Genomic DNA, 21,734 nt, shown 5'->3' with positions numbered 1-21,734 from the left:
AGGAGGGCGCCGTACCCCCTGGTGGTACCCTGAGCCGGTGATCGAAGACATCAAGAAGCGGGCCCTGCACCGGACGAAGATCCTCGAGGGCCAGATGCGTGGCCTCGAGAAGATGATCGAGAACGAGGACTACTGCATGGACATCATCACGCAGTCGCTCGCCATCCAGAAGTCGCTGGGATCGCTCAACAAACTGCTCGTCGAGAACCACCTGCTGACGCACGTCACGCAGATGTTCGAGGAGGGCGGGGACAGCAAGGACGCCGCGGTCGGCGAGCTCCTGCGGATCTTCGAGCTCAGCAACAACCGCGGCTGAGCCGCGCCTTCAGGTCGGCCCGAGCCGTCACACGGGCCCGAGCCAGGCGTTCGCGACGGTGGTGTGGGCGGACTCGTCGTCGGAGGGATGGAACATCCCGGCGAGGACGTCGCGGTACAGCCGGCCCAATTCGCTCGCGGCGAAGTAGCTGCCGCCGCCGGCGACCCGGATCGCCTGATCCACGACCTCGCGGGCGGTCTCCGTCGCGCGGACCTTGAGCCCGACGAGCTTCGGTAACCAGAGCGCGCCGTGGTCGACGCCGTCATCGAGGTCCCGGGCGATGCCGGCGAGCTGCGGCAGCATGCCGTCGTACGCGATGGCGGCCGCCGCGATCCGACGGCGGATGTCGGGGTCCGCCGCGTACCTCGCGCCACCGGCCTTCTTCGACGTCTTCCGGTGGGCGGTCTCGACCGCGAGCCGAAGGGCGCGTTCGCCGATGCCCGTGTACACGGCGGCGATGAGGGTCTCGAAGCAGGCGAAGATCCCGAAGACGATGGGATCCGGGTTGGGCCCCGGGTCGAGGCGTCGGACGATGTGTTCCGCCGTCGACTCGGCCCCCTGGAGCAGGGTCGTCCTACTCTGGCTGGCGCGCATCCCGACGGTGTCCCAGTCGTCGAGGATCTCGAACCCGCCGCGCGAGCGCTCGATGAAGCCGTAGACGACCTTCGGACCGTCGGCCGAGGTCGTGTCGAGCCCGGTCGTCCCCAGCCACGTCCACGCGGGTGACAACGAGGTGAAGATCTTCCGGCCGTGGAACCGATAGGAACCGTCGGGGCCCGGACGGGCTTCGGTGTCGGATCCGAAGAGCACGAGGTCGTTGCCCGCCTCGCTCACGCCGAACGCGTAGAGCTCGTCCCCGGCCGCTCCCTCGAGGACGAAGCGGAGCGAGTCGTCTCCTCGAGTGTGGAGCAGTCGAGCGACACCCGTCCACACGAGGTGCATGTTGATCGCGAGGGCGGTCGCCGGGGCGGCGGTGGCGAGCCGGGATTGGAGCAGCGTGACCTCGCTCAGACCGAGGCCGAGGCCGCCGAACTCCTCGGGGACGAACACCCGGAGATAGCCGCACGCTCGCAGCTCGGCGAGGTCCTCGTCGAAGAAGGCGTTCTCACGGTCCGCCACGGCGGCACGTTCGCGGATGCGCTCGACGAGCCCGTCACTGAGGATCGAGGCGGGGTCGAACGATCGATCGGACGGGTGGTGCTGCGCTTGAGCGGTCACCGGTCCATTGTCGCATCGGGCCCGGCCGAGGTGGCAGGTGTCGGCGAGCGGCGAGCGGCGCGCCGGCGGCCCGACCTGACGAGGAGGACCACGACCGCGGCGACGACCGCGAGGGGGAGCAGCCACGGCACCAGGACGCCGACCACGACGACGAGCCCCGAGGCGGCGGCGACGAGCGCGTTCCACCCGGCGACCACGCCGCCCCAGAAGTCGGTGGGCACGCCCGGCGCGACCGAGCCTGGGGCCACGAAGCTCACGAACACGGAGGAGAAGTCGACCTGGTCGGCGAGCGCGTCGCGCTGGGCGACGAGCCCGTCCAGTTCCGCCTGCCGCTGGGACAGGCTGGTCTCGGCGGCGAGGAGGTCGGCCGTCGTGGTCGAAGCCGCCATGAGTCCGAGCAGTCGGTCGACGGAGGCCTGGAGGGCGGTGACCCGCGCGTCGAGGTCGGCGGCCTGTGCCGTGACGTCCACCGCGGACACGGAGAGGCTGTTCACCGTGCCGAGTGCCTGCAGCTGTGCGAGCACGTCGTCGAAGTCGTCGGCGGGGAGGCGGACCGTCAGGGTCGCCTGCGCGGCCTGGTCGGAGGTGCCCGGAGTCTCGTCGCGGCTGTCGACGCGCCCGCCCGCCTCGGTGACGATCCGGGTGGCGTCCGTCGCGGTGCTGATCGGGTCGTCAGCGGTGACGGTGAGTGAACCGGTCGTGACCACCTGCTGTTGCGTGAGGTCGGGGGAGGCGGCGCCGTCGACGCCGAGCTGCGCGTCGCCGGCGACCTGGCCGGGCGCGGGCATCGCAGCTCGCGAGTCGCTGCCGGCCTCGGTGCTCGACCCGGCCGAGCAGCCCGAGAGGACGAGCACGACGAGGACGACCGAGACCAACACGGTGGTGGTGCGGATCACTGCTGAGCGCTTCATGGCATCACCCTAGGGAGCCGTCGCACCGCGGAGGTGCAGGGACCCTGGGAAGCGGGTCACGATCAGGTCTCACGACGCGGGTCACCCCAGGGAGCCGCGGTGCAGGGACCGTGGGAAACAGGTCGCGATCAGGTCTCGCGTCGCGCCCGCTGCTCGAGTTGCAGCTCGGCCCAATCACCGATGGCCTTCGTGGTCTCCGCCGGGCGGTCCCGGTGCACGTTGTGACCGGCACCCTGGACGATCGTCAGGCTGACCTGGCGGTTCGCGAGGACCTCGGCGGCGAGCGCGCCGCGGAAGAGGCTGTACACCTCCGGGTCGGAGGCGATCACGAAGGTCGGGTTGCGCAGAGCGGCCGCCGCAGGACGGACGTCCCACGGGTGGTTCTGCTCGCTCGTCTGCTCGATCGCCCACCGGCTCGCCTCGGACACCGCCTGGACCTTGATCTCCACGTCCAGTGGGTGCCACTCCGGGTTCTTCGCGCGGACGGAAGCGATCGTGTTGTCGGCGAAGGCGGCCTCCTGGCTGGCGCGGATGATCTCGGCGTCGTGGTCGTCGAGCGCGATGGCGGGGTCGAGCAGCACGACCGCCGCCGCCCACCGGGGATCCGCTGCGGCGGCGACCGCGGTGGCGGCGCCTCCGAGCGAGTGTCCGACGACGAGGTCCCACGCGGCGTGCCCGACGCCGGGCACGGGGGTCGGCCTGGTGGCCAGCAGATCGGCGGCGTAGGCCTCGACCCGGTAGTCCAGCGCACGAGGGGCGACGCCGTGGCCGCGGAGGTCGACCGCCTCGACGAGCCAACCGCGATCGGCCAGGGCGGCGCAGATGCGCCAGGTGCTCGGACCGTTGCTGCCGAGTCCGTGGACCACGAGCGCCCGAGCCGGCGCGTCGTGACGACCCCAGCGGTGACGCGGGAGCTCCACGGGCGTGATCGTGCGGGCGGCGAGGCTGGACGCGGTGTCGACGACGGGCTCGGTCATGGGTTCAGCCTACGGTCTCGCGTCAGTCGAGCCGGTCCGGGTCGGTGCCGGTGCGCTCGCCGTTCTCGAGCGCCGAGATGGCGGCCAGGTCGTCGGCATCGAGGGTGAAGTCGAACACCGCGAAGTTCTCCGCGATCCGCGCCGGTGTGGCCGACTTGGGGATGACGATGTTGCCGAGCTGCAGGTGCCAGCGCAGCACCACCTGTGCGACCGTGCGCCCGTGCTTCCGTGCGATGGCCCCGAGGTCGGAGGTGGCGTCGTATCCGTCGGCGGCGGGCGTGAAGAAGCGGCCGCGGGCGAGCGGCGACCAGGCCTCCGTCGCGATGCCGTGTGCCGCGTTGACAGCGCGCAACTCCCGCTGGGGGAGGAAGGGGTGGAGTTCGACCTGGTTGACGGCCGGGGTGACCTCCGCCGACTCCAGGAGTCGTTCGAGATGGCTGCGGTGGAAGTTGGAGACGCCGATGGAACGCGTACGTCCTTCGGCCCGCAACCGCTCGAGCGCGCGCCAGGTCTCGCGGTACCGGTCCTGCCCCGGGGCCGGCCAGTGGATGAGGTACAGGTCGACGTGGTCGAGGCCGAGGAGGTCGAGGCTCGTGTCGAACGCGCGCAGCGTCTCCTCGTACCCCTGATCGGTGTTCCAGACCTTCGTCGTGACGAAGAGCTCGTCGCGGGCGATGCCCGACTCGCGGATCGCGACGCCGGTGCCTCGCTCGTTGCCGTACAGCGAGGCGGTGTCGATGTGGCGGTACCCGACCTCGAGCGCCATCCGCACGATCTCGGTGCTGGCGAGGTCCGGGACCTTGTAGACGCCGAAGCCGAGCTGGGGGATCGTGTGCCCGTCGTTGAGGAGGACGGTCGCGGTGCTGTCTGCCATGGCACCAGTATCCTCGACAGGGCCACCGTCACCGTCGAAAGGGAGCCCATGCCGCAACTCATGATCGTCACCGGGAGCGTCCGTGCCGAGCGGGTGGGCGGCGCCGTCGCCGACTGGGTCGCCGGCGTGGCGGAGACGGACGAGCGGTTCACCGTCGACGCGGTCGATCTCCGGGAGCTGGCGTTGCCGTTCATGGACGAGCCCGCGCACCCGCGGAAGCGTGCCTACGTCCACCCGCACACGATCTCCTGGAGCGAGCGGGTCGACCGGACGGACGCCTTCGTGTTCGTGACGCCCGAGTACAACTACAGCTACGCGCCCGCCCTCAAGAACGCGCTCGACTACCTCATGCACGAGTGGGCGCGGAAGCCGGTCGGGATCGTCAGCTACGGCGGGCTGTCGGGCGGAACCCGCGGCGTCGTCGCCCTTCGGCCCGTGCTGCAGGCACTCGGTCTCATCAGTACCGGTGCGAACGTGGAGATCCCATACGTCTCACGACAGATCGCCGACGGCGTGTTCACGCCCAACGACCGCCAGACGACGATGTTGCCGATGCTGCTGGGCGAACTGGCCGCACTCGACGGGGCCCTCGCGCCGCTGCGCGCCGACGACTGAAGCGGGGCGGCTCAGGACGGGTGGGTGTTGATCGGCTCGGTGTCGGGGATCGGGCTCGCATCGCGGCCGCGGAGGTCGGGGTGCCAGCGGTGACCGATCCAGGGGATGACGAAACCGAGCAGCGCGAACAGGCCGGCGACCCAGAACGCGCCGACCGCTCCGGAGCCGTCGATGAGGAAGCCGGCCGCCGCCGACCCCATCGCGGCACCGATGAGCTGACCGGTGCCGACCCAGCCGTAGGCCTCGGCCGTGTCGCTGAACTTCACGCTCGCCGAGACGATGGCGAACAGCACGGCGAGGGCCGGTGCGATGCCGATGCCCGCGACGAAGAGGGTGACCGACAGCCACCAGGCGTTGAGGAAGAGGCTCGCGACGGCGAGTCCGGCGAAGACGATGAAGATGCGGCGCGCCAGCGCGTAGGGACCGATCGGGGTGTGTCCGAGGGCGAGGCCGCCGGCCAGCGAGCCGACCGAGAAGATCGCGAGGACGATACCCGCTTCGAGGCCGTCGTGCCCGAAGGTCGCGACGACGCCCGCCTCGACGGCCGAACAGGCGCCGATGAGGAGGAAGCCGACGACGGTGGCGAGGAGGACCGGCGGGCGCTTGAGCACCTGCCCGAGCTTGCGACGGCTCCTCGGGATGCGCACGCGCCCGACCTCCGGTGAGGAGATGAACCACAGGCAGCCGACGACCATGATCACCGCCGCCAGGGCGATGCCCCAGACCGTGCCGACCTGGGTGGACACGAAGGTGGTCACGACGGGCCCGAGCACCCAGATGATCTCCTGGGCCGAGGCGTCGAGGGAGAACAACGGGGTGAGCTGCTGGGAGGTGACGAGCTTCGGGTAGATGGTGCGGACCGCGGGCTGGACGGGCGGGGTGCTCAGCCCGGCGACGAATCCGACCGCCATGTACGCGGGGACGGTCATGGTGACGAGGGCGATGGTCGTGACGGAGACGGCACACACCGCGAGGGTGAGGAGGAGCACCTTGCGGATGCCCCAGACGCCCATCCACCGGCTCGTGAGGGGGCCGGCGATCGCCTGCCCGATGCTCGTCGCAGCGAGGACGAGCCCGGCGGCCCCGTAGGACCCGGTGACCTGTTCGATGTGGAGCAGGAAGGCCAGCGAGAGCATCCCGAACGGGAAGCGTGCGGTGAGCTGCGCCGCGATGATCCGGGCGACGCCGGGGGTACGAAGGAGGTCACGGTAGCTGCTCACAAGGACACCAGTCTAGGGACCGGTTCCGACACGCGCGACACGCCCGCGACACGCCCAAACCGACAACGGATGTCGGAGGTGCGGAGGAGAATTTTGCCTGTGGATAGATATCCCTCGGACGGGGGAGAAAAGGCCGTCAATCCGGGACTTTCGCGTCGCCCAGGGGTGTTGTAGCCAGTGGAGAACCGGTGGATAACTCGCCCGAATCGGTGGAGAACCCGGTGGAAAACTACAGGGCTGTAACTACTAGCCCTTGTGGTCGACCTGAAGACCGCCATCTATATGTAGTATTGGAACCCCGGCGCAGGACGCCGCGGGGAATCACCAGATTTTGAGGGGAAGGCACGAAGAGCTATGGCAATCACGGTCTACACGAAGCCCAGTTGCGTGCAGTGCACCGCGACGTACCGCGCACTCGACAACAAGGGCATCGAGTACAACATCCTCGACCTCTCGGTCGACGAGAACGCACTCGAGCAGGTCAAGGCCCTCGGCTACCTGCAGGCACCGGTCGTCATCACCGAGGAAGACCACTGGTCGGGCTTCCGTCCCGACAAGATCGAAGAGCTCGCCGCACGTCTGGCTTGAGCCCACGGTCGCAGGCGTCATCATGAGCCGGCTCCAGCAGCACCGCACCATCCGACCGTCCGGACGTCGACGAGGAGGCCACCCGTGCAACCACGGCTGATCTACTTCTCCAGCATTTCCGGCAACACGCATCGCTTCATGCAGAAGCTCGACCTGCCCTCGTTGCAGATCCCGCTGTATGCGAAAGACGAAGCCGTGCACGCCACGGCACCCTACGTCCTCGTGACCCCCACCTACGGCGGGGGCAACGGCGACGGAGCGGTGCCCAAACAGGTGATCCGGTTCCTCAACGTGGAGGCCAACCGCTCCCTGATCCGCGGGGTCATCGCCGCCGGCAACACGAACTTCGGCGAGGCCTACGGGCTCGCCGGCGACGTGATCGCCAGCAAATGCAAGGTCCCGCACCTGTACCGCTTCGAACTCTTCGGAACCCAGGACGATGTCACCACCGTCCACAATGGATTGGAATCATTTTGGCAGCAGCGCCAGTTTCAGTGATCGACGCACCGTCGACGAGCCAGATGGACTACCACTCGCTCAACGCGATGCTCAACCTCTACGGCCCGAACGGCGAGATCCAGTTCGACAAGGACCGTGAGGCCGCGCGGGAGTACTTCCTCCAGCACGTCAACCAGAACACCGTCTTCTTCCACTCGCTGAAGGAACGGCTCGACTACCTCGTCGAGAAGGAGTATTACGAGCAGGCAGTGCTCGACAAGTACTCGTTCGACTTCATCCAGGAACTCAACGACCTGGCCTACTCGAAGAAGTTCCGCTTCCAGACCTTCCTCGGCGCGTTCAAGTACTACACCTCGTACACGCTGAAGACCTTCGACGGCAAGCGCTACCTCGAGCGGTTCGAGGACCGCGTCGTCATGACCGCCCTCGGCCTCGCCGACGGCGACCAGCAGCTCGCGGTCGCGCTCGTCGAAGAGATCATCGCGGGTCGGTTCCAGCCGGCGACGCCCACCTTCCTCAACTCGGGCAAGGCCCAGCGAGGCGAGCTCGTCTCCTGCTTCCTCCTCCGCATCGAGGACAACATGGAGTCGATCGCCCGCGGCATCAACTCCGCGCTCCAGCTCTCGAAGCGTGGCGGTGGTGTGGCGCTCTCGCTGTCGAACATCCGTGAGTCCGGTGCGCCGATCAAGCAGATCGAGAACCAGTCGAGCGGCATCATCCCCGTGATGAAGCTCCTCGAGGACTCCTTCAGCTACGCGAACCAGCTCGGCGCGCGTCAGGGCGCCGGTGCGGTGTACCTCAACGCACACCACCCCGACATCCTGCGCTTCCTCGACACCAAGCGTGAGAACGCCGACGAGAAGATCCGGATCAAGACGCTGTCCCTCGGCGTCGTCGTCCCCGACATCACCTTCGAGCTCGCGAAGAAGGGCGAGGACATGTACCTGTTCTCCCCGTACGACGTCGAGCGCGTCTACGGCGTGCCCTTCGGCGACATCTCGGTGAGCGAGAAGTACCACGAGATGGTCGACGACTCCCGCATCAAGAAGACGAAGATCAACGCCCGCGAGTTCTTCCAGACCATCGCGGAGATCCAGTTCGAGTCCGGCTACCCGTACATCGTGTTCGAAGACACGGTGAACAAGGCGAACCCCATCAAGGGCCGCATCAACATGTCGAACCTCTGCTCGGAGATCCTCCAGGTCAACACGCCGACCACCTACAACGAGGACCTCTCGTACAAGGAGATCGGCAAGGACATCTCCTGCAACCTCGGCTCGCTGAACATCGCGCTCACGATGGACTCGCCCGACTTCGGTCGCACGGTCGAGACCGCCATCCGCGGCCTCACCTCCGTGTCCGACCAGAGCCACATCTCCTCGGTGCGTTCGATCGAGGACGGCAACGACAAGTCGCACGCCATCGGCCTCGGCCAGATGAACCTCCACGGCTACCTCGCCCGCGAGCGCGTGCACTACGGCAGCCCCGAGGGCATCGACTTCACGAACATCTACTTCTACACGGTGGTGTTCCACGCGCTGCGTGCCTCGAACCTCATCGCCAAGGAGCGCGGGGAGACCTTCGACGGTTTCGCCGACTCGCAGTACGCGTCGGGTGAGTTCTTCGACAAGTACATCGACCAGGTCTGGGAGCCCGAGACGGCTCGTGGCCGCGAGCTCTTCGAGCAGGCCGGCGTGCAGATCCCGACGCAGGCGGACTGGACGGCCCTCAAGGCGTCCATCCAGGAGTACGGCATCTACAACCAGAACCTCCAGGCCGTCCCGCCGACCGGTTCGATCTCCTACATCAACAACTCCACGTCGTCGATCCACCCGATCGCGTCGAAGATCGAGATCCGCAAGGAAGGCAAGCTCGGTCGCGTGTACTACCCGGCTCCGTTCATGACGAACGACAACCTGGAGTACTACGAGGACGCCTACGAGATCGGTGCCGAGAAGATCATCGACACGTACGCCGCGGCGACGCAGCACGTCGACCAGGGACTGTCGCTGACGCTGTTCTTCAAGGACACCGCCACCACGCGCGACATCAACAAGGCGCAGATCTACGCGTGGAAGAAGGGCATCAAGACCATCTACTACATCCGTCTCCGCCAGCTCGCGCTCGAGGGCACGGAAGTCGACGGCTGCGTCAGCTGCATGCTCTAAGGAGCTTCGCGCTTCGTCATCGCACTTCGACAGGCTCAGTGACCGGGGTTCCGGTCTCTGATCCCGACCCCGGTCCCTGAGCCTGTCGAAGGGCATCAGCATCACCGGTCCGTCGAGGGCCATCAGCATCACCGGTCCGTCGAGGGCCATCAGCACCACCGGTCCCTGAGCCTGTCGAAGGGCCAACCCCACTTCCCGATAGAGGACACCAATTCATGTCAGAGAAGCTCAAGCTGGTCGACCGCGTCCAGGCGATCAACTGGAACAAGATCGAGGACGAGAAGGACGTCGAGGTCTGGAACCGCCTCGTCAACAACTTCTGGCTGCCCGAGAAGATCCCGCTGTCGAACGACGTCCAGTCGTGGAACACCCTGACGTCGCAGGAGCAGCAGCTCACCATGCGCGTGTTCACGGGCCTCACGCTCCTCGACACGATCCAGGGCACTGTCGGCGCCGTCGCCCTCATCCCCGATGCGATCACCCCGCACGAGGAGGCCGTCTACACGAACATCGCGTTCATGGAGTCGGTGCACGCGAAGAGCTACTCGTCGATCTTCTCCACGCTCAGCAGCACGAAGGAGATCGACGAGGCGTTCCGCTGGTCGGTCGAGAACCCGAACCTGCAGAAGAAGGCGTCCATCGTCCTCGACCGCTACCACGGTGACGACCCGCTGAAGCGGAAGGCCGCCTCGACCCTCCTCGAGTCGTTCCTCTTCTACTCGGGCTTCTACCTGCCCATGCACTGGTCGAGCCGCGCGAAGCTCACCAACACGGCCGACATGATCCGCCTGATCATCCGCGACGAGGCCGTGCACGGGTACTACATCGGCTACAAGTTCCAGAAGGGACTCGAGAAGCTCACGCAGGCTGAGCGCGACGACGTGAAGGACTACACGTTCTCGCTGCTCTACGAGCTCTACGACAACGAGGTGCAGTACACGCAGGACCTCTACGACGAGGTCGGCCTCACCGAGGACGTCAAGAAGTTCCTGCACTACAACGCCAACAAGGCGCTCATGAACCTCGGCTACGAGGCCATGTTCCCGAAGACGGTCACGGACGTGAACCCGGCGATCCTGTCGGCGCTCTCCCCGAACGCCGACGAGAACCACGACTTCTTCTCGGGTTCCGGCTCCTCCTACGTGATCGGCAAGGCCGTGGTCACGGAAGACGAGGACTGGGACTTCTAGTCATCGCGCAGTCGCTGCGCTGAACGCACGAGGGCCGGATGGAATCCACGATTCCATCCGGCCCTCAGGCGTTGAGCGCGTATCGGCGTCAGCCGCCGAGGCCACCACCGGTCGCCAGGAAGAAGTAGAAGAACGCGGTCACGCCCTGGACGACGGGGAAGAAGAACGCCGCGATCGCGGTGACCACGATCGTGAGGATGGCGACGAGCGCGACCAGACTGACGACACCGTTGCGTCCTGCGCTCGGAGCCTCGACGGGTTCGGCGACGAGCAGCTCGTCCATGGTCGCTTCGGTCGTCAGCATCGTTCTCCCTGTGGCTCTGGTGTCCTCGACACTACCCGGAGAGCCGCCGTGCGCCGCTGACTCGCCCGAGGATGTTCGAATCCGACGCGGAAACGCGCAGATTCGGGCGACTCAGCGACGGCGGGTGGTCAGCGTCGGGTGGACCAGAGTGCCCAGGCGATGAGTACGGGCTGGAAGAAGAGGCGGGTGAACCGGCGGCTGTCGGTGTCGAGGCCGAAGGCGTCGCGGCGGTTGAGCCACTGGGAGAGGTTGCCCGGGAAGATCGCGGTGAAGAACGCCGCGGCGAGGTTACCGACGGCCGTCCGCTTCACGCCTGAGGCGAGTGCCGCACCCAGGGCGATCTCGACGACGCCCGAGGCGAGCACGGTGGTGTCCTCGTCGATCGGGACCCATTCCGGCACCTGCGCCTGGAAGTCCTTCCGAGCGAAGGTCAGGTGACTGACGCCGGCGAAGACGAGTGCGCCTCCGAGCAGCAGACGTGCGGCGGTGCGGGCTTTCGATCCAGCCATGAGGGTCCTCTCGACGATGGTGATGTCACCACGCTATCCGGAGATCGGTGGACCGACGGCGGGTTGCGAGTGCACAGATGTCCAGCAGCAGGTCGCTCAGCCGTCGATCTGCGAGTTCGCGTCGAGGCGGTGCCAGGTGCGGTTGTGGTAGACGAGCGGCGCGCCATCGAAGCTCGGGGTGAAGGCCGGGACGGCGGGAGCGGGTGCCTCGGCGGCAGGCTCGGCCCGGACCGGCTCCTCGGCCGCTTGCGGCTGCGAAACGCTCGACTCCAGCGCGTGCACCGCGATGACCGTCGAGGTGCCCGCCTCCATGCGGTTGACGATGCGTCCGCGGATCCAGACGCCGTTGCCCGTGAAGTACGGCTCGCCCGTGGGCAGGCGGTCCCAGATGGAGGTGTCGGCGAAGCGGTCGATTCCGCTCGTCGCGCAGAGCTTCGCGATGTGCAGCTGCTCGGAACCCAGGAGGTGGACGACGACGGTGTCGGATGCGGTGATGGTCGGCGCGCTCGAGGACAGCGACGACACGGAGAAGACGAGGAGCGGCGGTTCCGCACTGACGGAGAAGACCGAGGTGGCGGTCAGCCCCACCGGCCCGGAGCCGTCGTCGGCGGTGATGACCGAGACGCCGGCGGGGTGCTGACGGAACGCCGCCTTGAAGTCGTCGGGGGACAGGGACGCGAAACCGGGGGCGACCTCGCCACCGTCGACGGGGGACGGCAAGGCGGTCACGGAGGCGGCTGCCGGGTGGACTGAGCTCACGGGGGATCCTTCGAACGGCTGTGGACGACTGCTGCAACGCCGATTCGGTGGACGCTGCACAGGCTACGTTTCGCTCATCCGGCCGGAGCTGCAACTCTGTTACCCGGTGTGACGGTGACCGAGCGGTCGGACGCAGGTCTCGTCGACCTCCCATGCGTACGCTGGACGCATGCCCATCCTCATCACCTTGGACGACCTCGCCGCCTTGATGGCCTCCGAGACGCCGGTGCGCGTCCTCGACGTGCGGTGGCGACTCGACGCACCGGACGGACGGCCCGCCTACCTCGAGGGACACCTGCCCGACGCCGTGTACGTCGACCTCGACCATGAGCTGGCCGACCACGTGCCGACCGGAGAGCCGGCCGTCCGAGGCCGTCACCCCCTGCCCGATCGCGAGGCGCTCCAGACGTCCGCACGTTCATGGGGCGTCGACGACGGCGACGTCGTCGTGGTCTACGACGACCTCACGAGCCTGTCGGCGGCGCGCGCCTGGTGGGTGCTGCGGAACGCCGGCATCGCGGACGTCCGCATCCTCGACGGCGCGTTCCGGGCGTGGACGGACGCCGGTCTGCCCGTGGAGCGTGGCGAGGTCGTCCCGGAACCCGGGACCGTCACGCTGACGACGGGTGTCCTGCCGACCATCGACATCGACACCGCAGCGACGTGGGCGGGCGAGGGACGGGTCTTGCTGGACGCGCGCGCCAGCGAGCGGTACCGGGGTGACGTCGAACCGATCGATCCCCGGGCCGGTCACATCCCCGGAGCGCTCAGCACACCGACGACCGCCAACGTCGGCGCCGACGGCCGGTTCCTCTCGCCTGAGACCCTCCGCGAGCAGTTCCTCGCCGCGGGCGTACCGGAGGATGCGACGGTCGCCACCTACTGCGGCAGTGGGGTGACCGCGGCGCACAACGCGGTCGCACTCACCCTGGCCGGCTTCGAACCGGCGCTGTACCCGGGGTCGTGGAGCGAGTGGGCGAACCACCCGGAGCGTCCGGTGGCGACAGGACCCGAGGCCTGAGCCGTCGACCCGGTCATCGAGCTTGTGGAGATGCGCCCTTCGACAGGCTCAGGGACCGGCGTCCATCGTCAGGGATCAGGGAGGGCTAGCCCGCGAGGACCTTCTGCAGGCGCTGCAACGACACCGATTCGGCCGTGCCCAGCTGCTGGGCGAACAGGCTGATCCGGAGCTCCTCGAGCATCCACCGGGCCTTCACGAGGTGCTCCGGAGCGTCGGCGGGCAGTGGGATCGTGCCACCGGCGGCCTCGAACCGTGCCGACGCCGTCTGCGCCTCCGTCATCCACAGCCGGTCGCGGTTCGGGTTGTCCGTCAGTCGCTCGGCGCGGTAACGGATGCCCGCGAGGTAGCGGGGCAGATGCTCGAGTCGTGCTGAGCCCGTCCGGGAGACGAAGCCCGGGAAGACCAGTCCGTCGAGCTGGCCCCGCATGTCGGTGAGGGCTGCGAGCAGCGTCATGCTCGTCGCCGCCTTCATGGCCTTCTCCGTGTCGCGCGCGGCTTGCAGGATGCGGGCGACGATGGCGACCGTCTGGAACATGCGGTCCATGACCGAGGCGGAGACGCGGTCGCGGAGCGTCTCGTACTGCAGCCGCGAGAACACCTGTCCGTCGGGCACCACGCGGAACAGGACATCGTCGATGCAGGCGGCGAGGCAGTCCTCGAACAACGCCGGCGTCGACCGGTACGGGCTCGTCACGAGCGCGAGCTTCTCGTTGGCCTTGAGGTGCTGCTGCACGTACGCCGTCGGGGACGGGATCGCGAGCAGGAGGAGGCGGCGCACGCCGGCGGGCATGGCGCGGGCCTGGTCGGCCTCCGTGCTCATGATCCGGATCGACACGCTCGTGCCGTCGTCGACGATCGCGGGGTAGCCGCGGATCACGCCGTCCTCTTGGCGGATGTCGATGAAGCGGGGGAGGTCGTCGAAGTCCCATCTGGTGAACCCGGAGCGCTCGATGGCGTTGGGCACTCTGGCGGCCGCGACCTTGGCGACGCTCGCACGGGTGCGCTGCTTGAGGCGCTGCTGCAGCTCGACGAGGTCCTTGCCGCTCGCGAGCGTGCGGCCGCGCTCGTCGATGACGCGGAAGGTCACGAGCAGGTGGTCGGGGACGCGTTCCATCTCGAAGTCCGAGGCGGTGATGTCCATGTAGGAGAGCCGCTTGATCGCGTTCGCGAGACGGGTGGCGAACGAGTCCTCGGCGGCGGGACTGCCGGGGGCGACCGCCGGGACGTCGGCGGGGAGCTCGGCGAGCAGCTTCGCCGCCCAGTCGGCCGCAGGCACGATGTTCCGACGGAGGGCCTTCGGGAGCGCTTTGATCATCGCGGTGATGAGGTCCCGACGGAGCCCGGGGACCTGCCAGTCGAAACCCGCGGGCGAGAGCCGGTCGAGTAGGGCGAGCGGGACGATGACCGTCACGCCGTCGTCGTCGCTTCCGGGCTCGAAGCGATAGCTGAGCTTCAACCGCTGGTCGGCCTGCACCCACTCGGCGGGGAAGCGGTCCTCGTCCACCGCCGGAGCGTCCTCGGGGAGGAGGTCCTCCTGGCGCATCGTGAGCAGCTCGGGCTGGTCGACGCGCGTCTTGCGCCACCAGGACTCGAAGCCCCGCGTCGTCGAGATCTCGGCGGGGACGCGGGCGTCGTAGAAGTCGAAGACGGCTTCGTCGTCGAAGAGGATGTCGCGGCGTCGCGTCCGCTCCTCGAGCTCACTCAGCTCCTTGCGCAGCCGTCGGTTCGCGCGGTGGAAGTCGAACAGCTTGTCGCGACCGATGTCGTGGGTCCACTCGCCGTCGACGAGCGCGTGCCGCAGGAACAGTTCGCGGGCCTGCTCCTGGTCGATGCGACCGAACTGCACCCGGCGGCGCGGCACGATCGGCACACCGAAGAGCGTCACCTTCTCGAACGCGACGGCGGAGCCCTGGTTCTTCTCCCAGTGAGGCTCGCTGTACGAGCGTTTGCAGAGGTCGCCGGCGATCTGTTCCGCCCACGCCGGGTCGATCGAGGCGTTGGTGCGGGCGAACAGCCGACTCGTCTCCACGAGTTCAGCGCTCATCACGGCGTTCGGCTGCTTCTTGGCGAGCGCGGACCCGGGGAAGAGGACGAAGCGCGTCTGGCGGGCGCCGATGTAGTCGCCCTTCTTCGCGGTCTTCGTCGCAGGGGGAGCGTTCCGGCCCTTCACGACCGGAGCGACGGTCTGGTCCTTCAGCCCGATGTGGGAGAGGAGCCCCGCGAGGAGCGACTTGTGGATGCCGTCGGGGTTCACCGCCGGCTCGTTGATCGTCAGGCCGAGGGGCTTCGCGAGCTGGCGCAGCTGGCGGTAGACGTCGTGCCACTCGCGGACGCGGAGGTAGTTGAGGAACTCGTTCTTGCAGAGCCGACGGAACGCGCTCGACGACAGCTCGTCCTGTTTCTCCTCGAGGTAGTTCCAGAGGTTCAGGAGGGCGAGGAAGTCGCTCGTCGGGTCGACGAACCGGCGGTGCAGTTCGTCGGCTTTCTGCCGGTGCTCGAGCGGTCGTTCGCGTGGGTCCTGGATGGTGAGCGCCGCGACGATCGCGAGCACCTCCCGCGACACCCCGTGCCGCTTCGACTCCACGACCATGCGCGCGAACCGCGGATCGATCGGCAGGCGGCTGAGGTCGCGCCCCACCCGCGTGAGGCGTGGACCGCCGCCGCGAGGTGAGCCGTCGGCGAAGGTGCGCGTCTCGATCGCGCCGAGTTCGGACAGCAGGTCGACGCCGTCCTTGATGCCGCGGGCGTCCGGCGGCTGGAGGAAGGGGAAGGCGGCGATGTCGCCGAGGCCGAGGGAGATCATCTGCAGGATCACCGCGGCGAGGTTCGTGCGGAGGATCTCCGGTTCGGTGAACTCCGGGCGCTTCGCGAAGTCGTCCTCCGAGTAGAGGCGGATGGCGATGCCGTCGCTCGTGCGGCCGGAGCGACCCGAACGCTGGTTCGCCGACGCCTGCGAGATCGCCTCGATGGGGAGCCGCTGCACCTTGGAGCGCACACTGTAGCGAGAGATGCGGGCGGTTCCGGCGTCGATGACGTACGTGATGCCGGGCACCGTGAGGCTCGTCTCGGCCACGTTCGTCGCGAGGATGATGCGCCTGCGGAGGCCTGCCACGGTCGACGGCTGGAACACGCGGTGCTGGTCTGCGGAGGAGAGCCGGCCGTAGAGCGGGAGCACCTCGGTGCCGGGCAGGTTGCGGCCGCGGATGGCGTCGGCGGCGTCGCGGATCTCCGTCTCGCCGGACAGGAAGACGAGGACGTCGCCCATCGACTCGCGCGCCAGCTCGTCGAGGGCGGCGTTGATGCCTTCGAGGTAGTCGCGGTCGGCGGCCTCGGACTCGGGGGCGTCCTCATCGTCGTCCGTGGGCTCGTCGGCCACGAGCGGCCGGTAGCGGATCTCGACCGGGTACGTGCGGCCGGAGACCTCGACGATGGGCGCTCCGTCGAAGTGCTTCGAGAAGCTCTCCGGGTCGATCGTCGCGGACGTGATGATGACCTTGAGGTCGGGGCGCTGGGGGAGGAGCTGCTTGAGGTAGCCGAGCAGGAAGTCGATGTTGAGGCTGCGCTCGTGCGCCTCGTCGATGATGATCGTGTCGTACTTGCGCAGCATCCGGTCGCGGTGGATCTCGTTCAGCAGGATGCCGTCGGTCATCAGCTTGATCTTCGTCGCCTTCGACGCCTGATCGGTGAAGCGGACCTGGTAGCCGACGATGCCGCCGAGCTCCTGGCCGAGCTCCTCCGAGATGCGTTCGGCGATCGTGCGCGCGGCCAGACGTCGGGGTTGCGTGTGCCCGATGGACTCGCGACCGAGCTCGAGGCAGATCTTCGGCAGCTGGGTGGTCTTGCCGGAACCCGTCGCTCCCGCGACGATGACGACCTGGTGCTCGCTGATGGCACGCGCGATGTCCGCGCGGGCGGCACTGACCGGCAGCTCGGGCGGGTAGGAGATTCGGAGGTCGGACATCAGCCCTCCATCGTATCGGGCTGGGCGGGTTGTGCTGCCGTTCCGGGCCTCCTGATCCCGCGAACCCTGAGCCGCCTTCCCCGGTCCCTGAGCCTGTCGAAGGGCACGCGGAGAACCCCAAAGTTCCGGGGCTGTTCATCCCGGTCCCTGAGCCTGTCGAAGGGCAGTCGGGCTGCGGCGCCTCGGTGCGAAGCGGGGATGTTTACGCGCGGTATCGCAAACAGGGTTGCCTCGCAGAGTGGTTTGCGTTACAAAGTAGGTATGACTTCACCGATGGAACCCACCGACGGCTCGGACGCGCTCGACCCGGCCGCCATGCTCGCTCTGCAGGAGCGACAGGCGAGCCGTGTCGACGACATCTTCACGAGGCCCACCATCGCGATCGTGTACGTCTGGGGTGTCGCGTGGACCGTCGGGTTCCTCGCCCTCTGGTCCGCGAGCGACGAGAACCCCTGGTTCACCACGCCGCCGGCGGTCGCCGGATGGCTCTTCGGGATCCTCATGGTGGGCGGCATCGTCTCGTCGTCGATCATCGGCTCCCGCGTGTCGCGTGGGATCCAGGGAGCACAGCAGGTGCAGGGGACGATGTACGGCATCGCCTGGGCGATCGGGTGCACGGCAGCGGCGGTGTTCGGCGGCGCACTGTTCGCTGCGGGGATGGCACCCGCACTCGCCGCCATCTTCTACCCGGCGATCTACAGCCTCGTGGTCGGTCTGCTCTACCTCGCAGGTGGAGCAGTCTGGCGCGACCGCCTCATGTACGGCATGGGCATCTGGATCATCGTGGTCGGCATGGCCGCGCCGTTCTTCGGCTCGCCGGGCAACGCGCTCATCATGGCCGTCGCCGGCGGAGGCGGGTTCCTCGTGTACGCGACCTTCCTCGAAGCGACCCGCCGCCGGCGTGCCCACCGATCGGCGGCGTGACCGATGGACGAACTCGACCCCCTCATCCACGCTCAGGCCCGCCTGCGCATCATGTCGACGCTCGCGGCGATCGATGCGCACAGCAGTATGTCGTTCCCCCGCCTGCAGGAGATGCTCGACATGACCGCCGGGAACCTCTCCACGCATCTGCGGAAGCTCGAGGACGGCGCCTACGTCCTCGTCACGAAGACCCACCGGGGACGCACCCCGGTCACCTACCTGGAACTCACCACGCTCGGGCGCCGCGCGTTCGAGGACTACATGACCGGGCTCCGAGCGATGCTCGGCGGCGCGTCGGGAACGGGGACATCATGACGATCACACCACTGGCCACCCTCGAGGGCGTGACACGACGTTACGGCGACGTGACCGCGCTGCACGACATCGACCTCAGTATCGAGCCGGGCTCGCTCGTCGGGCTCCTCGGGCCCAACGGCGCCGGCAAGTCCACCGTGCTCTCCCTGCTGCAGGGCACCCGACGTCCGACGACCGGCACGGTGACGCTCTTCGGCGGCGATCCCGCCCATGCGGTCAACCGCACCAGGCTCGGATCGACCCCGCAGGAGACGGCACTGCCGCCCACGCTCCGGGTGGGAGAGGTCGTCGACTTCATCGGACGCCACTTCGCGGACCGCGTGCCGACGGCCGCCCTGGCGGAACAGTTCGGTCTCGGTGACCTCCTCCGACGCCAGACGGGCTCGCTCTCGGGCGGCCAGCAGCGCCGCCTCGCGGTCGCGCTCGCGTTCGTCGGCAGACCGCGTCTCGTGCTCCTCGACGAGCCGACGACGGGCCTCGACGTCGACGCCCGCCGAACCCTCTGGGACGCGATCCGCCGGCAACACGAGCTCGGGGCGACCATCGTCCTCACCAGTCACTACCTCGAGGAGATCGAAGCGCTCGCCGAGCGTGTCGTGGTCCTGGGTGGCGGACGGGTCATCACCGATGCCCCATTGCGCGACGTCCTCGGGCTCGTCGGTATCCACCGGGTGCGGCTCCGGACCACCGACCCCGGAGCGGTGGAGCGGCTCACCGGGGTCGTCCAGGCGAGTCGTGACGGTGACGCCGTCGAACTGGACGTCCGTGACGCCGACGCGTTCGTGCGCGAGCTCGTCCGGTCCGAGGCCCCGTTCACCGATCTCGCCGTGCGCGGAGCGACCCTCGAGGAGGCGTTCCTGACCCTCACCGCGGATGCCCGGGCGGACGTCGAACGGAGCGCCGCCTGATGGCCACCACCGTCCAGCTCACCGCCCTGCACGCGCGGTACTCCCTGCTCGAGACCGTGCGCGTCCCGATCGCGCTGATCGGCTCGCTCGTCTTCCCGGCGCTCTCGCTACTGTTCTTCGTCGTCCCGCAGGCGCAGGTCGCCGGCGATCCCGTCATCGCGACCCAGGCGGTCATCTCCCTCATCGTGTTCGCCGTGCTCGCCAACTCCCTGTTCGGCTTCGGCCTGACCATCGCCCAGGCGAGGGAACAGGCGTGGGATCCGTACCTCCGCACGCTTCCGGTGACGAGCGTCGCCCGTGTTCTCTCGCACCTGTGCTCGGTCGGCCTCCTCGGGTTCGCGGCCGTCATACCGGTCGTCGTGCTCGGCGCGTTCCTGACCGCAGCCACCACGACTCCGATGGGACTGCTCGGCGGCATCGTGGCGCTCCTGGTGGGTGCCCTGCCGTTCATGCTCCTCGGCACCGCGATCGGGTACGCCCTCCCGAGCAAGGCCGCGATCGCCGTGGTGCAGGTGGTCATGTTCTCCCTGGCCTTCGCCGGCGGACTGTTCATCCCACCGTTCCTCTTCGCCCCGTGGCTCGACCGGCTGTCCGTGTTCCTCCCGAGCCGTCAGACCCGGGAGCTCGTCGTCTGGGCGGTCCAGGGTGGCGAGTTGCCGTGGTGGTCGTGGGTCGGCGTCCTGGCGTGGACGCTCGTCCTGACCGTCGTCGTCCTCGCCCTCTACCGCCGCGACGAGGGCCGCCGCTACCGCTGAGGTCGACGGACACCTCGCCGAACACCGGCCGTTCCCGCGTGCCGTCATACGTCGACACACACCGTGCGCCGGCCGCGAGGCGCTCGTACGCTGACGTCCATCCCGGCCGGTCCACGGCCCCTCGACGAGCGGATGGAGCGACCCGTGTCCAGCAGCGCAGACCAGACGAACGCCGCCGACCGATCGACGGGCGCGCACTGATGGGAGCGCCCGTCGTGTTCGGCACCGGCCCGATCTCGGTCGACGACCTCGTGGCCGTGTCCCGCGACGACGCCATCGTCGTCCTCGACACCCCGGCGCTCGACCGCATCGGCGCCGGCCGGGCCATCATCGACCGGCAGACGACGCCGGTCGGAGTCGGTGCGCAGGGTTCTCGGCCCCATGGTCCACGGATCCCTGGGACCGCCGGGGGACGAGCGGCTCCGCGCACCGCGACGCTCGACGTCTCGGCAGTGGAGGAGCGCGTCGTCCATGACCGCCGTGGAGGCATCGGACTGCCGCTCTCAGTGGACCGTGCTCGGGCGGTGGTCGCCGCCCGGCTCGCAGGCTGGACCCGTGGGGCATCCGGGATCCGCCTCGAGACCGCCGTGTTCGTCGCGGAACTCCTCAACCGTGGGGTGACCCCGGTGATCCCGTCCATCGGCTCCCTCGGCGACGGCGACGAGACCCACCTGGCATCCGTCGCGACGCTCGTGATCGGACAGGGGGAGGCGGTCCTCGCGGGCGAACGGCTCCCCGCGCAGGTCGCCCTGTCACGGGTCGGGCTCGCGCCGCTCGACCTCGCTGTGCACGAGGGGCTGGCGTTCGTCCATCACAACGCCTACTCCCTCGGCGTCGGCGCGCTCGCCCTCCACCGGCTCGGCGCGCTCAGTCGACTCGCGGACACCACGAGCGCACTCTCGTTCCGGGCGGCTGCGCGGTCCGGGCGCGGCGGGCGAGGACCGGCGTTCGACGCGACGGTCCTCGCGGGCACCCCGTCGGCCGGCACCCGGGCGAGCGGCGAGCGGATCTCCGAGTTGTTGGCGACGCCGGTCGGCCCGGAGGGTGTGCGCGGCGGAGGGGAACGAGACGGACTGCGGCTCCGGGCGACCCCGCAGATCAACGGTGCCCTCGCCGACGAGGTCACCGCGGCCGTCCAGCTCGTGGAAGCGACGCTCGGAACGGCCTCGGAGGATCCACTCGTCGACCAGGCGTCGGGTGTCCTGCGGGCCGGCGGGTTGCTCCACGGCGCGCGGCTCGCCCGCGCCTTCGACGGGCTGCGCGCGGCCATCGCGCACACCGCCGCTGCGGCCGAGCGACGGCTCAGACGCATCGACGGAGGCGGGGCCGACCACCGGGGGACCGGGCACGGGCTCGGACCGGGTCGGCTCGGTCAGTCGGCCGCGGACCTCGTCGCCGAACTGCGCGTGCTCGCGACCCCGGTCGTCACCGCCGGCGTGCCGGACGAGGGCTCGGACGACCCGGCCTCCTTCGCCGGGACCTCGCTGCGACTGCTGGAACGCTCGACCGCCCTCTTCGCGGACGTGCTGGCGGTCGAGGCGATCGTCGCGGCGGACGCGCTCGGCCCGGGCGAGCACGACGAGTGGGCGGTCGGGTTCTCCGTCGCGCATGCCGGTCTCCGGTCGGCGATCGAGCAGGAGCTGCACGGTCAGCAGCTCGTCACGGCGGCCCTCGCCGCGTTGGGCGTCGACCGATCCTGAGCGACGGCGGCCGGCGGGTGACGGTGCGCGGGCGCACCCACG

At 68.8% G+C, this 21,734-nt stretch carries 21 protein-coding genes; 12 read left to right on the top strand and 9 right to left on the bottom strand.

What is annotated here, in order from left to right; translation table 11 throughout:
* Positions 1–37 precede the first annotated feature (37 nt).
* Positions 38–316, top strand: a complete 279-nt coding sequence (locus BIU99_RS10865; protein WP_064296530.1) for a metal-sensitive transcriptional regulator — start codon at positions 38–40, stop codon at positions 314–316.
* Positions 317–343: 27 nt separating this feature from the next.
* On the opposite strand, the gene BIU99_RS10860 is transcribed toward BIU99_RS10865, so the two are convergent.
* The 4 genes from BIU99_RS10860 to BIU99_RS10845 all read right to left on the bottom strand — a co-directional run bounded on the left by BIU99_RS10860 (position 344) and on the right by BIU99_RS10845 (position 4,296).
* Entirely contained in the window at positions 344–1,534 is a 1,191-nt protein-coding gene (locus tag BIU99_RS10860) for an acyl-CoA dehydrogenase family protein (RefSeq protein ID WP_071261152.1), read from the bottom strand.
* Complete coding sequence (locus BIU99_RS10855; RefSeq protein ID WP_083397297.1) at positions 1,531–2,445, bottom strand: DUF4349 domain-containing protein; 915 nt, start codon at positions 2,443–2,445, stop codon at positions 1,531–1,533. Before BIU99_RS10855 ends, BIU99_RS10860 begins: the two co-directional genes overlap by 4 nt.
* A gap of 128 nt (positions 2,446–2,573) precedes the next feature.
* Complete coding sequence (locus BIU99_RS10850; protein WP_064296527.1) at positions 2,574–3,422, bottom strand: alpha/beta fold hydrolase; 849 nt, start codon at positions 3,420–3,422, stop codon at positions 2,574–2,576.
* A 22-nt stretch (positions 3,423–3,444) separates the two neighbouring features.
* Positions 3,445–4,296: an aldo/keto reductase gene (locus BIU99_RS10845; protein ID WP_064296526.1), complete on the bottom strand. Its 852-nt coding sequence runs from the start codon at positions 4,294–4,296 to the stop codon at positions 3,445–3,447.
* Between the two features lie 48 nt (positions 4,297–4,344).
* Here BIU99_RS10845 and BIU99_RS10840 point away from each other — a divergent pair, with 48 nt between their 5' ends.
* Positions 4,345–4,911, top strand: a complete 567-nt coding sequence (locus BIU99_RS10840) for an NADPH-dependent FMN reductase (protein WP_064296525.1) — start codon at positions 4,345–4,347, stop codon at positions 4,909–4,911.
* An 11-nt stretch (positions 4,912–4,922) separates the two neighbouring features.
* Here the strand turns inward: BIU99_RS10840 and BIU99_RS10835 are convergent, their stop codons facing one another.
* Positions 4,923–6,131, bottom strand: a complete 1,209-nt coding sequence (locus tag BIU99_RS10835; RefSeq protein ID WP_071261147.1) for an MFS transporter — start codon at positions 6,129–6,131, stop codon at positions 4,923–4,925.
* Between the two features lie 354 nt (positions 6,132–6,485).
* On the opposite strand from BIU99_RS10835, the gene nrdH reads away from it, so the two are divergent.
* The 4 genes from nrdH (at position 6,486) to nrdF (ending at position 10,536) form a co-directional block, all read left to right on the top strand.
* On the top strand, positions 6,486–6,719 hold the full coding sequence (nrdH, locus tag BIU99_RS10830; RefSeq protein WP_056007615.1) for a glutaredoxin-like protein NrdH: 234 nt from the start codon (positions 6,486–6,488) through the stop codon (positions 6,717–6,719).
* Between the two features lie 84 nt (positions 6,720–6,803).
* Positions 6,804–7,217, top strand: coding sequence for a class Ib ribonucleoside-diphosphate reductase assembly flavoprotein NrdI (nrdI, locus tag BIU99_RS10825; RefSeq protein WP_064296523.1), 414 nt, complete (start codon positions 6,804–6,806; stop codon positions 7,215–7,217).
* Between the two features lie 23 nt (positions 7,218–7,240).
* Positions 7,241–9,346 (top strand): class 1b ribonucleoside-diphosphate reductase subunit alpha, encoded by a 2,106-nt coding sequence (gene nrdE / locus BIU99_RS10820; protein WP_064296589.1) that lies wholly within the window; start codon positions 7,241–7,243, stop codon positions 9,344–9,346.
* Between the two features lie 215 nt (positions 9,347–9,561).
* Entirely contained in the window at positions 9,562–10,536 is a 975-nt protein-coding gene (gene nrdF / locus BIU99_RS10815) for a class 1b ribonucleoside-diphosphate reductase subunit beta (RefSeq protein ID WP_071261146.1), read from the top strand.
* A gap of 88 nt (positions 10,537–10,624) precedes the next feature.
* On the opposite strand, the gene BIU99_RS10810 is transcribed toward nrdF, so the two are convergent.
* The 3 genes from BIU99_RS10810 to BIU99_RS10800 form a co-directional block, all read right to left on the bottom strand.
* Positions 10,625–10,840 (bottom strand): hypothetical protein, encoded by a 216-nt coding sequence (locus tag BIU99_RS10810; RefSeq protein ID WP_071261145.1) that lies wholly within the window; start codon positions 10,838–10,840, stop codon positions 10,625–10,627.
* A gap of 128 nt (positions 10,841–10,968) precedes the next feature.
* The gene (locus BIU99_RS10805; protein ID WP_064296521.1) at positions 10,969–11,349 is read right to left on the bottom strand and encodes a DoxX family membrane protein; all 381 of its coding nucleotides are present in this window, start codon (positions 11,347–11,349) and stop codon (positions 10,969–10,971) included.
* Positions 11,350–11,445: 96 nt separating this feature from the next.
* Positions 11,446–12,078: a flavin reductase family protein gene (locus tag BIU99_RS10800; protein ID WP_064296588.1), complete on the bottom strand. Its 633-nt coding sequence runs from the start codon at positions 12,076–12,078 to the stop codon at positions 11,446–11,448.
* Positions 12,079–12,277: 199 nt separating this feature from the next.
* On the opposite strand from BIU99_RS10800, the gene BIU99_RS10795 reads away from it, so the two are divergent.
* The gene (locus BIU99_RS10795) at positions 12,278–13,129 is read left to right on the top strand and encodes a sulfurtransferase (protein ID WP_071261143.1); all 852 of its coding nucleotides are present in this window, start codon (positions 12,278–12,280) and stop codon (positions 13,127–13,129) included.
* 85 nt (positions 13,130–13,214) lie between these two features.
* Here BIU99_RS10795 and hrpA read toward each other — a convergent pair whose 3' ends face one another.
* On the bottom strand, positions 13,215–17,090 hold the full coding sequence (hrpA, locus tag BIU99_RS10790; RefSeq protein WP_071261142.1) for an ATP-dependent RNA helicase HrpA: 3,876 nt from the start codon (positions 17,088–17,090) through the stop codon (positions 13,215–13,217).
* A 261-nt stretch (positions 17,091–17,351) separates the two neighbouring features.
* On the opposite strand from hrpA, the gene BIU99_RS10785 reads away from it, so the two are divergent.
* The 5 genes from BIU99_RS10785 (at position 17,352) to BIU99_RS10765 (ending at position 21,692) form a co-directional block, all read left to right on the top strand.
* A complete protein-coding gene (locus BIU99_RS10785; protein ID WP_139205399.1) occupies positions 17,352–18,014 on the top strand; it encodes a hypothetical protein in 663 nt (220 codons plus the stop codon).
* Between the two features lie 3 nt (positions 18,015–18,017).
* Positions 18,018–18,329, top strand: a complete 312-nt coding sequence (locus BIU99_RS10780; protein WP_071261138.1) for a transcriptional regulator — start codon at positions 18,018–18,020, stop codon at positions 18,327–18,329.
* Positions 18,326–19,237 carry an ABC transporter ATP-binding protein gene (locus BIU99_RS10775; RefSeq protein WP_071261136.1) on the top strand — a complete coding sequence of 304 codons (912 nt, stop codon included), beginning with the start codon at positions 18,326–18,328 and terminating at the stop codon, positions 19,235–19,237. Before BIU99_RS10780 ends, BIU99_RS10775 begins: the two co-directional genes overlap by 4 nt.
* Positions 19,237–19,992: an ABC transporter permease gene (locus tag BIU99_RS10770; protein ID WP_071261134.1), complete on the top strand. Its 756-nt coding sequence runs from the start codon at positions 19,237–19,239 to the stop codon at positions 19,990–19,992. Before BIU99_RS10775 ends, BIU99_RS10770 begins: the two co-directional genes overlap by 1 nt.
* 200 nt (positions 19,993–20,192) lie before the next feature.
* Positions 20,193–21,692, top strand: a complete 1,500-nt coding sequence (locus BIU99_RS10765; RefSeq protein ID WP_071261132.1) for an aromatic amino acid lyase — start codon at positions 20,193–20,195, stop codon at positions 21,690–21,692.
* Positions 21,693–21,734: the final 42 nt, after the last annotated feature.

The sequence above is a fragment of the Plantibacter sp. MMLR14_011 genome, assembly GCF_001865025.1.
GTDB classification, from domain to species: Bacteria; Actinomycetota; Actinomycetes; order Actinomycetales; family Microbacteriaceae; genus Plantibacter; species Plantibacter flavus_A.
Note: the sequence above shows the minus strand (reverse complement) of the source record. Positions and strands in the feature narration are given on the sequence as shown.